The 13,434-nt window shown below is 73.4% G+C and carries 11 protein-coding genes; 6 read left to right on the top strand and 5 right to left on the bottom strand.

What is annotated here, in order from left to right:
• The first annotated feature begins 30 nt into the window (after positions 1-30).
• The gene (locus AB0E96_RS03125) at positions 31-1,032 is read left to right on the top strand and encodes a helix-turn-helix domain-containing protein (protein ID WP_359817780.1); all 1,002 of its coding nucleotides are present in this window, start codon (positions 31-33) and stop codon (positions 1,030-1,032) included.
• A 135-nt stretch (positions 1,033-1,167) separates the two neighbouring features.
• Here AB0E96_RS03125 and AB0E96_RS03120 read toward each other — a convergent pair whose 3' ends face one another.
• Complete coding sequence (locus AB0E96_RS03120; protein ID WP_359817778.1) at positions 1,168-1,431, bottom strand: hypothetical protein; 264 nt, start codon at positions 1,429-1,431, stop codon at positions 1,168-1,170.
• Between the two features lie 231 nt (positions 1,432-1,662).
• Here AB0E96_RS03120 and AB0E96_RS03115 point away from each other — a divergent pair, with 231 nt between their 5' ends.
• A complete protein-coding gene (locus AB0E96_RS03115; RefSeq protein WP_051709310.1) occupies positions 1,663-2,280 on the top strand; it encodes a hypothetical protein in 618 nt (205 codons plus the stop codon).
• Between the two features lie 577 nt (positions 2,281-2,857).
• On the opposite strand, the gene AB0E96_RS03110 is transcribed toward AB0E96_RS03115, so the two are convergent.
• The 3 genes from AB0E96_RS03110 to AB0E96_RS03100 form a co-directional block, all read right to left on the bottom strand.
• Positions 2,858-3,877, bottom strand: a complete 1,020-nt coding sequence (locus AB0E96_RS03110; protein WP_359817776.1) for a helix-turn-helix domain-containing protein — start codon at positions 3,875-3,877, stop codon at positions 2,858-2,860.
• Positions 3,867-4,856, bottom strand: a complete 990-nt coding sequence (locus AB0E96_RS03105) for a LuxR C-terminal-related transcriptional regulator (RefSeq protein ID WP_359817774.1) — start codon at positions 4,854-4,856, stop codon at positions 3,867-3,869. Before AB0E96_RS03105 ends, AB0E96_RS03110 begins: the two co-directional genes overlap by 11 nt.
• 713 nt (positions 4,857-5,569) lie before the next feature.
• On the bottom strand, positions 5,570-6,682 hold the full coding sequence (locus AB0E96_RS03100) for a TDT family transporter (RefSeq protein WP_359817772.1): 1,113 nt from the start codon (positions 6,680-6,682) through the stop codon (positions 5,570-5,572).
• A 70-nt stretch (positions 6,683-6,752) separates the two neighbouring features.
• Here AB0E96_RS03100 and AB0E96_RS03095 point away from each other — a divergent pair, with 70 nt between their 5' ends.
• On the top strand, positions 6,753-7,706 hold the full coding sequence (locus AB0E96_RS03095; RefSeq protein ID WP_359817770.1) for a LysR family transcriptional regulator: 954 nt from the start codon (positions 6,753-6,755) through the stop codon (positions 7,704-7,706).
• A 128-nt stretch (positions 7,707-7,834) separates the two neighbouring features.
• The gene (clpB, locus tag AB0E96_RS03090) at positions 7,835-10,456 is read left to right on the top strand and encodes an ATP-dependent chaperone ClpB (RefSeq protein WP_359817768.1); all 2,622 of its coding nucleotides are present in this window, start codon (positions 7,835-7,837) and stop codon (positions 10,454-10,456) included.
• 91 nt (positions 10,457-10,547) lie between these two features.
• On the opposite strand, the gene AB0E96_RS03085 is transcribed toward clpB, so the two are convergent.
• The gene (locus AB0E96_RS03085; RefSeq protein WP_359817766.1) at positions 10,548-11,210 is read right to left on the bottom strand and encodes a helix-turn-helix transcriptional regulator; all 663 of its coding nucleotides are present in this window, start codon (positions 11,208-11,210) and stop codon (positions 10,548-10,550) included.
• Between the two features lie 36 nt (positions 11,211-11,246).
• Between AB0E96_RS03085 and AB0E96_RS03080 the strand changes: the two genes are divergently transcribed.
• On the top strand, positions 11,247-11,804 hold the full coding sequence (locus AB0E96_RS03080) for a YbjN domain-containing protein (protein WP_359817764.1): 558 nt from the start codon (positions 11,247-11,249) through the stop codon (positions 11,802-11,804).
• Between the two features lie 121 nt (positions 11,805-11,925).
• A complete protein-coding gene (locus AB0E96_RS03075; RefSeq protein WP_359817762.1) occupies positions 11,926-13,086 on the top strand; it encodes a pyridoxal phosphate-dependent aminotransferase in 1,161 nt (386 codons plus the stop codon).
• Positions 13,087-13,434: the final 348 nt, after the last annotated feature.

Raw genomic sequence — 13,434 nt, 5'->3', positions numbered from 1 at the left:
GCAGGTCTGGGTCAACGGCAAGGAGCCGACATGAGTGGACGAGCTCAACTCGGCCCCATCGCAGGTGGGGCACCAATACTCTCGGCAGAAGCTCGTGCGCTCTTCCTGCGAATCGTCAGGGCCGGTGGTCGTACGCCACAAGTCGCCGCATCCCCGGAGGACTCGGGTCCGCAGGACGAATTGATCCGAATAGGGCTGCTGGTACCGGACCTCGACAGCCTGGACAACCTGGTCGCCATCGACCCGACCCAGCTCTCGGAGAGCCTCAGCAGCTCATGGCAGCGGCAGGCACTCGACCTTCTTTCCCGGTCCGTCGCACTTCCCGCCGAATTGAGCGACCTCGCCCAGGAGTTTCACACGCCGGGGCAGGGGGGCGGCTCTATCGAGTACGTCCACGGAAAGGTGCTGATAAACCAGAAGATGCAGCAGTACGCGGATGCCGGCGCGGAAGAGGCACTGGCACTCCAACCGGGGGGCCCGAGACCTCCCGAACTGCTGGCTTCGGTGATCGACCGGGACCTCGCCATGCTGGGCAACGGCACGGAGATCCGGACGATCTACCACGCCAGCACGCGCTACCACCAGCCCACTCGGGACTACGTGGCGCGCCTGGCCAAGGCCGGCGGGCAGTACCGGACCCTGGACGAGCCCTACACCCGGCTCATCGTCATAGACCGGAAAATCGCCGTCATCCCGGTCGCGCACGACTTGAACATGGCGGCGTTCATCCACGAACCGGCGGTGGCGAGCTATCTCGCCGAGCAGGTATTCGAGCCCAGTTGGAGTCGCGCGCTGGACTTCGACGGGGATCGCACCGTCCCCCAGCAAGTGGTCTCCCGGCTCCGCCAGACGATCATCGATCTGCTGCTGGCCGGGACCAACCACCGGGTCATCGCGAGACGCCTGGGAATCAGCGAACGCACCCTGGCGCGCCACATCGCCGAGATGCGCGAGGAGTACAACGTGGACTCGTTGTTCCAACTCGGGTACGCGTTGGCGCAGGCCGAATCCGCCGGCGGGAAACGGCCGTAGGGCCGGATCTCGACGGCAGTCCTCCGGCTCCGCGCGGGTCGTGGCGCGACGGAACGCTCCGTACGCGAAGCCACTGGCCGCGGCCGGACTCGCCCGACGGACGGCCCCCGGTCCGGATCCGCCCGACGTGCGCGACTAGCCCCAGCTGATGTCGTCCATGGCGACGACGGAAGCGACGGCCGAGGAATCGGACGCGTCGTTCACGTGGTCGACCGCGAGGAATCCACCCAGCACCGCAGCCGCACCGACAACCAGAGGCAGAACCGCCTTACGGACGAAACGGCACAAGTGAGACATACCCACCCCTTCAGTCATCTGCTTCGAACGCAGTGTCACGGCAAACTTATCGACCACATGTTGCCGCAGGGTGCACGAGCCTGCCAATACCTGCACGACCACGGACGCGTCATCTCTCTGCCAGGCAGCCATATGACACCGGGAAGCCCTGGACGGGGCAGGGGCCACCGATGGACGATCAGTTCGCCCCCGATGGTCCAGCATCAACCGACAATTCTGTTGCTGTACTGTCAATTTGACCATAGCAGGGCACCGGAAAAATTGAAGACGCAACCACTCTCAACGCCTGCCGGCACCACTTCATAACCCGGTCGGCCTTTCCCCGGAGTCGACATGACCGAGCCCTACCTGCGTCACCACGACAGCCAGGCCCCTGAGGGTCGGCGTGCACGTGTGTTCCTGGCCGCCCCGCTGATGCGACTGACCGGGCCGGCCGACAGCGTGGTGACCCTCGCCAGCCGGACGCGGCTGACGACGCTCCGCACCACCCTGCTCCGCAGCGGTGCCGCCGTGTACAGCGCGCACCACAGCGACGCCTGGACCATCTCCGGCCGCGCGCCGGAGCCCCGCGTTCCGTCCGACTTCCGCGCCCTCCAGTCCGCCGACCTCGTGTTCGCCTACGTCGGCGCCCCCCTGTCGGCCGGCGTGAGCCTGGAGCTCGGCTGGGCGTCGGCGCTGCGCAAGCCGATCGTCCTGCTCGTCGACGAGGCCATCACCCACAACCCGCTGATCGCCACCATCGAGCAGGTCGCCCCCGTCCTGCCGCTGGTCTTCGACGACACCTGGTCGCAGGAGGCCCTCAACCACACGGTCGAGACCGCGCTGGACTGGGCCGGCATGGCGCTCTCCCTGCGCGAGGGCTTCTGGACCGCCCCCGGCGAGCAGTTCAACGTCCCCCGGCAGCAGCCCCCGGTCCCCGGCTACTGGCCGACCGGCGCCGCCACCGGCTGACCGACGGCTACCCACCGGGCCTCCCCGTCCGGAGTCCTCGCATCCGCCGACCCGATCGGAACAGCGCCTCCACGTCGAACAGCCCACGCAGCCGGGCGATGTGACCGGCGACGGTGCGCTCGCCCAGCCCCGCCCGGCCGGCGATCGCCCGCTGCGTGAGCCCCCGGCCGACAGCCGGCCGACCCGTTCGTGGGCCGCCGGCCCCGACGAACCCGCGCACAGCGCGGCCCGGTCCACGCCCCGGGCCTCCTCCCGGCGCTGCGCGAAGACGCCCGCCACGCACCCGACCACCGCCGGATCCGCCACCACGGCGGCGACCTCGTCGCCCGAGGTCGCCGGGATCACGGCGACGGTCCGGCCGGGGACGAGGGCCCGGCCGCACGGGGCGTCGAGGACCCGGATCCGCGAGCCCGTCCGCGTGGTCCCGGCGCCGGACCCGACCTGGTCCCGCTCCGGTCGGGCCCGCGGCCGGCCGATCGTGCGGACCGATCCGCCGCGCTCGACGTGACGGCGGGTCCGGGCCCGCGGCCGGCCGCCCTCGCGCGGCACGGCGGGGTGGAGGGCCCGGGCGGCGGCGTCAGTCATGGTGCTCACCCCGGAGCTGCCAGCCGAGGTGGAAGAGGGTCTGCGCACCGTAGCGGTCGCGCAGCCGGGAGATGTGGGCGGCCACGGTGCGCTCGCTCACGCCCAGCCGGCCGGCGACGGCCCGTTGGGTGAGGCCGCGCGCGAGCAGCCGGCCGATCCGGACGGTGGTGGCGGAGGGCGCGTCGAGGTACCGGCCCGCGGGGGCGGCCCGGGCCCAGTCGCGTTCGAACTGGGCGACCAGGTGGGCGACGGTGGTGGAGTCGGTGAGGAAGACGGCCCGGCCGAGGTCCTCGGCGGCGGGGATGACGGCCACCGCGCGGTCGAAGACCAGCACCCGCTCGTACGGTTCGGCGAGGACCCTGACCTGGGCGCCCTGCCCGGTGCGCAGGGCGATCTGGCTCCGCACCGCGGGATCGGTCAGGGTGACCGGCTGGTAGAGCGTGCGCAGCGAGCAGCCGCGGCGCAGCAGCGAGAGGTCCTGGGCGAGGGCCATCCGGAGGCCTTCCAGCGGGCGCGGTCCGGGCTGGGCGGCCAGGACCTCCTCCCGGCACTCCGAGACGAGCTCGCCGACCCGCCGGCGGACCTCGGCGGCGCCGCCGACGGTACCGGCCCCGGGATCGCCGGCCCCCCGAGCACCGGTTCCGGGAGCCTCGGCCCCGGGACCTTCGGACCGCGGTTCGACGGCCCGGGGGCCGAGGGGCGGCGGGCTCCCGACCGGGTGGCGGGCCGCGTCGTAGGCGCCGGCCAGCGGCCCGAGGGCGGCCGGGAGCCGCTCCGCGTACCGCAGCAGGCAAAGGGCGCGGTTGCGCAGCTCGACGCCGATCCGCTCGCCGAGGGCGCGCGGGCTGGCGGCCGTCCAGCCGGTGGCGGTGGGGGTCAGCAGGCCCCGGGCGACGAGGGCGGCCAGCGCGGGGCGGTCGGCGGGGGCGAGGTCCTCGGGGCGCAGCCGGCCGCCGCCGCGCACGGCGGCGAGGTAGAGCGCCCGCTCGGCCGGGCCCGGCTCATCGGTCATCGCGGGCGCCCCGCATCAGCCAGCCGAGCTGGAAGAGGGTCTGCGCGCCGTAGCGGTCGCGCAGCCGGGAGATGTGGGCGGCGACGGTTCGCTCGCTGAGGCCCAGCCGGGTGGCGACGGCGCGCTGGGTGAGGCCGCGGGCGAGCAGCCGGCCGACCCGGTCGGGGACGGTGCGGGCGGGTGCCAGGCCGAACGCGGCGGACTCGGCGGTGTCGGCCCTGGCCCAGTCGCGCTCGAAGGTGCCGACCAGGTAGCCGATGGTGGCCGGGTCGGTGATGAAGGCCGCGGTGCTGTTGTCGTCGTTGGCGGAGATCACGGCGACGGAACGGTCGAAGACGATCAGCCGCTGGAAGGGCTCGTCGAGCACGCGGATGAGCGAGCCGTGCCGGGTGACCTCCTCGGCGTAGGCGAGGGCGGGCGGGTCGGCGAGGGCGCCCGGCTGGTAGATGGTGCGCAGCGAGCAGCCCCGCTGGAGCAGTTGGACGTCCTGGAGGAGGGCGACCTGGAGGGTGTCGGCGGGCCGGTGGCCGGGCTGCGCGGTGAGGACCTCGGAGCGGCAGTCGGAGACCAGCTGGGAGATCCGCTGGCGGATGTGGACGTGCCCCTCGACGTGGACGGCTCCGCCGGCCCGGTCGGTCGGGCGGGGCATCGCGTCGTAGGCCCGGGTGAGGCCGTCCAGGGCGCCGGGGAGGTTCTCCGCGCGGACCAGCAGCCGGGTGGCCTCGCTGCGCAGTTCGGCGCCGAGGCGGTCGCTGACCGAGCGCGGGCTGACGGCGGTGTAGCAGCGGTCCATCCGGTTGACCATCAACAGCCCGATGTCGATGAGCTGTTGGAGCGCGTCCCGGTCGACGTCCGCGATCTCGCCGGTGGGGACGCGGCCGCCCGCGGCGATGACGGCCAGGTAGAGCTGCCGGGCCGTCTCGTCGGGCTCCTCGCCCACGGGCCCCTGGTGCGGGGTGGCTGCCGGTTCCGCCGTCACGTCGTACTCCCCCTGGGCCCTGCCCGTCGGACGCCTCTCCCCCGGCGCCGACCGTGTTCCCCGCCGCGCCGACCGTGTTCCCGCCGTGCGGGCCGCGGCACCGGTGGGCCGGGCGGGCTCGCGGTGCCGCTGGACCGGTACGGCGTGATCATGGATCAGGCGGTCACGGTACCGGGTGGGACGGCGGGCCCCGGGGCCCGGGTGCCGTCGCACACCGGGTGCCCGGGGCCGCCGTCGCTACGCCAATGCCAAGGCGATCCCGTCGAGGCGGAGCAGCAACGCCTCGACGGGACCGGTCGGAGGCCATCACCACACATGGTCCCCGGCCGGCGCTCTTCCCCCCCGTTCCACCACCGCGGGATGTCGCACCCGCGGTCGGTGTCGAAGAGCGGTTCGCCACCATCAGGCTGCGTTTGCCTGGACGGCTTCGGCGTTGTCTCCACCCTCACAGCGTGACGCCCGGTGAACAAGTGCCGCCCGAGTGCATGTTCGCGCAATTGCAGCTACCTGCATCCCGGTGCGGCCGCGGCGGTCCGGACGGTGGGCCGGATTCCGGTGAAGTCCTGGGCCCGCGGGGGGTGTCGGCGGTCCCCGGCACCGGGCCCGCTTGGCCGTGCACGGTCATTGCGGAGGTGCACGTTCCCGCATCCGCGACCGGTCGGGCCCGGCCCGGAGCCGGCGGGCCGGGGAGCGCCCGTCGAGCCGCGCCCCCGTCAGCCACGTCCCAGCAGCCGTCCCCGGGCCAGCCCGGCCGCGGTGCCGCCGGCGGCGAGCACCCAGCCGAGCGCCAGCAGCAGGTACAGGCCGACGGCCAGCCCGCCGAACCCCCCGAATCCGGTGTGCCGGGCGAGCGCCGAGGCGCCGGTGACGCAGGTGCCGATCGGGAAGGTGAACGCCCACCAGGTCATCGCGAACGGCATCCCGGCCCGCCGGGCGCGCAGGTTGGCGGTGAGCGCGACGGCCAGCCAGAGCATCGCGACGCCGATCACCGCCACGCCGTACAGCTCGGCGAGGTCGAGCATGGCGGGCGCCAGCGCGGGCAGCACCGGCCGGGCGGCGTCGGCGAGCTGGTGGACCGCCGTGACGGACTGGCCGAGCGGGCCGAGCACCAGGAACAGCGTGGGGGTGAGCGCCAGGGCGGACAGCTTGCTGTGGAACAGTCCGGTGAACACGACCGGCAGCAGCACCAGGGTGGCGAGCAGGCCGATCCCGAACAGCGCCCAGCAGCCGTACAGCATGGCCTCCCGGGCCTGCCCGGCCGGCAGGTGCGGGACGAGCGCCGGGCCGCAGGCGGAGGCGACCAGCGGGGCGACCACCGGCAGCAGCCAGGTCGGGTTGGCCTCCAGGGCGGAGACCCGGTGCCGGGTGATCATCAGGTACGGGATGCCGCCGGCCACGGCCAGCGCGTACACGGTGCCCAGGCCCCACAGCACCGCGTCCAGGGCTACCGCGGGACCGGTGCCGATGACCCGGGAGCCGAGCAGCAGGGTGCCCAGCCCGACCGCCAGCAGCGCCATCGGCGGGCAGCCGTAGAAGACCGCGGTGGCCGGGTTGTCCAGCAGTTGGGCGCGGGCCGCCCCGCGGTGCCGGGTGAGGTGGACCAGCCGGGCCCCGGCCAGCACCAGCAGGGCGGCCAGCGAGAGCGCCCACATCACCTCGCCGAAGCCGGTCAGCCCGGGCGGCCGCACCGGCAGGACGGCGGCGCCGGTGGCCAGGATCGCGGTGCCCATCACGGCGGCGTACCAGTTGGGGCCGAGCTGGGCGAGGTCGGGCCGGGGTCGGACGGCGGGACGGGCGAGGGGGCGGATACCGGCCATAGTGGACATGTCCCCACCGTCGCCCGCGGGGCCGGTGGCCGGTAGCGCCGGGACTTCTATGGGGGCATAGCCTGAACCTATGGCTCTCTCCCCGCACGTCCCCGAACTCGGCGCCCTGGAACTGCTGCTCGCGGTGGCCCGGCTGGGCAGCGTCGGGCGGGCCGCGGCCGAGCTGGGCGTCAGCCAGCCGACCGCCAGCGCCCGGATCAAGGGCATGGAGCGGCAGATCGGCGTCGCGCTGCTGGACCGCTCGCCCCGGGGCAGCCGGCCGACCGAGGCGGGGCGGCTGGTGGTCGAGTGGGCCCGGCAGGTGGTGGAGGCGGCGCAGGCGCTGGACGCCGGGATCGACGCGCTGCGCGAGCGGCGGGACGCCAAACTGCGGGTGGTGGCCAGTCTGACCGTCGCCGAGTACCTGATGCCCGGCTGGCTGCTGGGCCTGTCCGACGCCAGCCCGGGGACGGCGGTGACGCTGCGGACGGCGAACTCGGCGGAGGTCGCCGGACACGTCCTGGCCGGGGACGCCGACCTCGGCTTCGTCGAGGGCCCGTCCACCCCGCCCGGACTGGCCGGCGCGGTGGTGGCGGCGGACCGCCTGGTGGTCGTGGTGGCACCCGGCCACCCGTGGGCGCGCCGCCGCACCCCGCTGACCGGAGCCGAGCTGGCGGCCACCCCGCTGGCGCTGCGCGAGCCGGGCTCGGGCACCCGCGAGGTGCTGGAGGCGGCCCTGCGGCCGTACGGGGGCCCGGCGCGGCCCCGGATGGAGCTGGCCTCGTCCACCGCGCTGAAGGCGGCGGCGATGACCGGGGCGGGGCCGGTCTGCCTGAGCGAGCTGGCGGTGGTGGAGGAGCTGGCCACCCGGCGGCTGGTCGAGGTGCCGCTGGTGGAGGAACTGGACCTGCGGCGGCCGCTGCGGGCGGTCTGGCCGGCCGGGCAGCGGCCGAGCGGGCCGGCCCGGGAGCTGCTGGGGCTGACCCGGCAGTCCGGCAAGCGTTCACCGAGAAGTCGGGGCGGAGGGGGAGTCGGTAAAGGTTGAGCGGAATAGACTCAACTTAGTGCATGCTGTACGTGGCAGTGCCGCCGAGCGGCGGTGCCGCGGTGGCAGCACCACGAACAGCAGTGCCGTTGGCAGCAGTGAAGGACGACGAGGGAGGCCCCCCAGCAGTGGACGCCAGCAAGTTCACCACCAAGACCCAGGACGCCCTGGCGGCCGCGATCCGGCAGGCGGGCGCGGCCGGCAACCCGGACGTCAGGCCGGTGCACATCCTGATCGCGCTGCTGGAACAGCCCGAGGGCATCGCCCGGCCGCTGCTGGAGGCGGTCGGCGCCGACGTCACCCGGGTCGGCGCCGAGGCCCGCCGCCAGGCGGCCGCGCTGCCCAGCGCGATGGGCTCGACGGTCTCCGCCCCGCAGCTCGCCCGGGACACCGTCGCGGTGCTCACCGAGGCCGGCAAGCGCGCGAACGACCTGGACGACCAGTACGTCTCCACCGAGCACCTGCTGGTCGGCCTGGCCGCCGAGGGCGGGCAGGCGGCCGAGCTGCTGGTGCAGCAGGGCGCCACTCCGAAGGCGCTGCTGGCCGCGTTCAAGGACGTCCGGGGCAGCGGCCGGGTCACCTCGCCGGATCCGGAGGGCACCTACAAGGCGCTGGAGAAGTACGGCACCGACCTCACCCAGGCCGCCCGGGACGGCAAGCTCGACCCGGTGATCGGCCGCGACCACGAGATCCGCCGGGTGGTCCAGGTGCTCTCCCGCCGGACCAAGAACAACCCGGTGCTGATCGGCGAGCCCGGCGTCGGCAAGACCGCCGTGGTCGAGGGCCTGGCCCAGCGCATCGTGGCCGGCGACGTGCCGGAGTCGCTGCGCGGCAAGCGGCTGGTCTCGCTGGACCTCGGCGCGATGGTCGCGGGCGCCAAGTTCCGCGGCGAGTTCGAGGAGCGACTGAAGGCCGTCCTGAACGACATCAAGGCCTCGGACGGCCAGGTCGTCACGTTCATCGACGAGCTGCACACCATGGTCGGCGCGGGCGCCGGCGGCGACTCCGCGATGGACGCGGGCAACATGCTCAAGCCGATGCTGGCCCGCGGCGAGCTGCGGATGGTCGGCGCCACCACGCTGGACGAGTACCGCGAGCGGATCGAGAAGGACCCGGCCCTGGAGCGCCGCTTCCAGCAGGTGCTGGTCGGCGAGCCCAGCGTGGAGGACTCGATCGCCATCCTGCGCGGCCTCAAGGGCCGGTACGAGGCGCACCACAAGGTGCAGATCTCGGACGCCGCCCTGGTCGCCGCGGCCACCCTGTCCAACCGCTACATCACCTCCCGCTTCCTGCCCGACAAGGCGATCGACCTGGTCGACGAGGCGGCCTCCCGGCTGCGGATGGAGATCGACTCCTCCCCGGTCGAGATCGACGAACTCCAGCGCTCCGTGGACCGGCTGCGGATGGAGGAGCTGGCCCTGGAGAAGGAGTCGGACCCGGCCTCGGTGGACCGGCTGACCCGGCTGCGGCGCGATCTCGCCGACAAGAACGAGCAGTTGAGCGTGCTGACGGCGCGCTGGGAGCAGGAGAAGAAGAGCCTCAACCGGGTCGGCGAGCTCAAGGAGCGGCTGGACGACCTGCGCGGGGCGCTCGAACGCGCCCAGCGCGACGGGGACTTCGAGCGGGCGTCCAAGCTGATGTACGCCGAGATCCCGGCCGCCGAGAAGGAGCTCACCGACGCCCAGGAGCGGGCCGCCACCGCGGACACCGAGCCCGGGTCCGCCTCCGCCCCGATGGTCAAGGAGGAGGTCGGTCCGGACGACGTCGCGGACGTGGTCGCCTCCTGGACGGGCATCCCGGCCGGCCGGCTGCTGGAGGGCGAGAGCGCCAAACTCCTGCGCATGGAGGATGAGTTGGGCCGACGCCTGATCGGCCAGAAGGAGGCCGTGCAGGCCGTCTCGGACGCGGTGCGGCGCACCCGCTCCGGCATCGCCGACCCGGACCGTCCGACCGGCTCCTTCCTCTTCCTCGGCCCGACCGGCGTCGGCAAGACCGAACTCGCCAAGGCCCTGGCCGACTTCCTGTTCGACGACGAGCGGGCGATGGTCCGGATCGACATGAGCGAGTACGGCGAGAAGCACTCGGTCTCCCGTCTGGTCGGCGCCCCGCCCGGGTACGTCGGCTACGAGGAGGGCGGCCAGCTCACCGAGGCGGTCCGCCGCCGGCCGTACAGCGTGGTGCTGCTGGACGAGGTGGAGAAGGCGCACCCGGAGGTCTTCGACGTCCTGCTCCAGGTGCTGGACGACGGGCGGCTCACCGACGGCCAGGGGCGCACGGTCGACTTCCGCAACGCCATCCTGATCCTCACCTCCAACCTGGGCAGCCAGTACCTGGTCGACCCGGCCACCCCGGAGGCGGAGAAGCGGGAGCTGGTGCTGGGCGCCGTCCGGTCCGCGTTCAAGCCGGAGTTCCTCAACCGGCTGGACGACATCGTGGTCTTCGAGCCGCTGGGCACGGGCGAGCTGAGCCGGATCGTCGACCTCCAGGTGGCCCGGCTGGGCGAGCGGCTGCAGGAGCGGCGGCTCACCCTGGAGGTCACCGAGGCCGCCCGCGACTGGCTGTCGCTCACCGGCTACGACCCGGCGTACGGCGCCCGGCCGCTGCGCCGGCTGGTGCAGTCCGCGATCGGCGACCAGCTGGCCCGGGCGATCCTGTCCGGCGCGGTGCACGACGGGGACACCGTCGTGGTCGAGCGGGACGAGGCGGGCGACCGCCTCACCGTCCGCGGCCGGGGGCCGCTGGAGAAGTAGCACCGCCGGGCGTCCGGCGCACGGGCCGCTCCCTCCGCTCCGGCGGCGGGGGCGGCCCGTTCCGCGTCCGCGGCCCACCGCCCGGCCGCGGTCACTCCGTCGCCCGCCGCAGCAGCCGCCGGGTCCGGTCCCGCCGGCTGCGCGCCAGCCGGTGCAGTTCGGCCACCTGGGCGTCCGGCAGGTTCCAGGTCTGGGTCAGCAGCCTCAGCGTGGACACCCGCGGACAGGAGACCCCCCGCTCCAGGTCCCGGATCGACCGCACGCTCAGCCCGGTCGCCTCGCCCAGTCGTTCCTGCGTCATCCCCCGGTCCAGCCGGATGCTCCGCAGCAGCGCCCCGAGCGATGCGCCGTCCCCCGTCGCCGCTCCACCCACTCCTGGTCCCCCCTCAGTTCCGGACCGTCCGACTCCGGACGGTCCACTTCCGGACAGCTCAACTCCCCCGGGCCGGCCGGGATTTGATCGAAGCGACTTCCGTCGCACGCTAACCGCAACCGGTCCGCGCGACAGGCGAACCAGCGCGCCGGGCGCGTGACGTGACTCACGCGGCCCCTCCGGTCGGCCCCACCCGCCCGGCCACCCCGGGCCCCGCGCACCCTCCGTGACCGCCGCCCGCGGCACCCCCGCCGGGGCCGCCCGACGACGCCCGGCGAAGCCCCGGAGAACGCCGGACGAAGATCGACGCACCCCTCGGCCGCCCCTGTGAGCGGAGCCCCGAATGAGGCAGGATGGGAGGTGGAAAGGGCGGCCTCTCATTGCCGGCCACCACGTGCACTGAGGAAGAGGACCCCCATGAGCATCGACCCGTCGTCCATCCCGTCCTTCGGCGTCCCCCAGGGCGGCCAGCCCGGCGGCCAGGGCGGGCGGCCGGCCGGCCCGCCGCCGATCATCGTCCCGGACCAGGCCCTGGTCACCCAGCTGCTGGACCAGATGCAGCTCAAGCACGTCGTGGACGAGGAGGGCGACCTCACCGCCCCCTGGGAGGGCTTCCGCGTCTACTACATGTTCCGCGGCGAGCAGAAGGAGCTCTTCGCGGTGCGCGCCTTCTACGACCGCGCGTACCCGCTGGAGAAGAAGGGCGAGATCCTCGACCTGATCGACGAGTGGAACCGCGAGACCCTCTGGCCCAAGGTCTACACCCACACCCACGAGGACGGCGTGGTCCGCCTGATCGGCGAGGCCCAGATGATCGTCGGCACCGGCGTCAACCTGGACTACTTCGTCACCACCACCGCCAACTGGACCCAGGCCGCGGTCGGCTTCGAGCAGTGGATGGTCGAGCGCCTCGGCCTCCAGGACGAGATCGAGGGCGAGGACGGCGAGGGCACCGAGGGCACCGACCAGGCCTGATCCCGCCCCGGTACTCCGGTCCGGCCCGCCACCGCCTCCGCGCCGGTGGCGGGCCGTTCTTGTCCCCGGCTCCCGGCTGTCCCAGGATGGCCCCCTGACGACGAGCCGTGAGGAGCCACCGATGGGTACCAGGCCGCTGCTGAACCGCCGACTGGCCGGGATGGGAACGACGATCTTCGCCGAGATGTCCGCGCTGGCCACGGCCACCGGCTCGATCAACCTCGGCCAGGGCTTCCCGGACACCGACGGGCCCGAGGAGGTCCGCGAGGCGGCCGTACGGGCCCTGCGCGAGGGCCGCGGCAACCAGTACCCGCCCGGCCCCGGCATCCCCGAACTGCGTACCGCGATCGCCGAGCACCAGCAGCGCTTCCACGGCCTCTCGTACGACCCGGACACCGAGGTGCTGGTCACCGCGGGGGCCACCGAGGCCATCGCCGCCGCCCTGCTGGCCCTGCTGGAGCCCGGCGACGAGGTGATCGCCCTCGAACCGTTCTACGACTCCTACGCCGCCTGCATCGCGATGGCCGGCGCCACCCGGGTCCCGCTCACCCTGCGGGCCCCGTCCTTCCGGCCGGACCTGGACGAGCTGCGCTCGCTCGTCACCCCGCGCACCCGGCTGCTGCTGATCAACACCCCGCACAACCCGACCGGCACCGTCCTGACCGCCGAGGAGCTGCGCGGCATCGCGGAACTCGCCGTCGAGCACGACCTGCTGGTGGTCACCGACGAGGTGTACGAGCACCTGGTGTTCGGCGCCGTCCACCACCCGATCGCCGCCCTGCCCGGCATGCGCGAGCGCACCGTCGCCATCTCCTCGGCCGGCAAGACCTTCTCGTTCACCGGCTGGAAGGTCGGCTGGGTCACCGCGTGCCCGGAGCTGGTCGCGGCCGTGCGCACGGCGAAGCAGTACCTCACCTACGTCAGCGCCGGCCCCTTCCAGTACGCCGTCGCGGAGGCCCTGCGGCTGCCCGACGCCTACTTCGACGGCTTCCGCGCCGACCTGCTGCGCAAGCGCGACCTGCTGGTGGACGGGCTCACCGCGGCCGGCTTCCGGGCCTTCACGCCCGAGGGCACGTACTTCGTCACCACCGACATCACCCCGCTCGGCGAGAAGGACGGCATCGGGTTCTGCCGTGCCCTGCCCGGCCGTTGCGGCGTCGTCGCGATCCCGAACGCGGTGTTCTACGACACCGTGGAGGCCGGCCTTAGCCTGGTCCGCTTCACTTTCTGCAAAACGGACGAAGTCCTTCAGGAGGCCGTCACCCGTCTGCGGCGCCTGTGAAGGGCCGCACGCCCCCCTTCACGCCCCCGCCCTGCCTTTCGAACTGGGATCTCCGGAACCCGACACCAGTTCCGATGGATCATCAACTTCCTTGATCAGCTTGGATTTTTGATAACCCGAAGGCGTTCTGATCGACCTTCCGGCAGTACCGAGCCGCCCTCCATGCCTCACGCTTGGAGGGCGGCGGCGTGTGATGCACCCGAACAGCGCACACCCGGCGCGCACGGCGCGCGATCCGGTGATAGGGGCGCGCGCTGTGCAGAGTCGCACATGGACTCGATCGGACCCGGGAAGCAGGTGTGCTCGAAACGGTGAATGCTTGACAAAGTTGGGTAAATCACCGGCGGA

Origin of the sequence: Kitasatospora sp. NPDC036755, assembly GCF_040636595.1 — a bacterium.
Lineage (GTDB): Bacteria > Actinomycetota > Actinomycetes > Streptomycetales > Streptomycetaceae > Kitasatospora.
The sequence above is the reverse complement of the archived record's forward strand: the minus strand, read 5'-3'. Positions and strand labels throughout refer to the sequence as shown.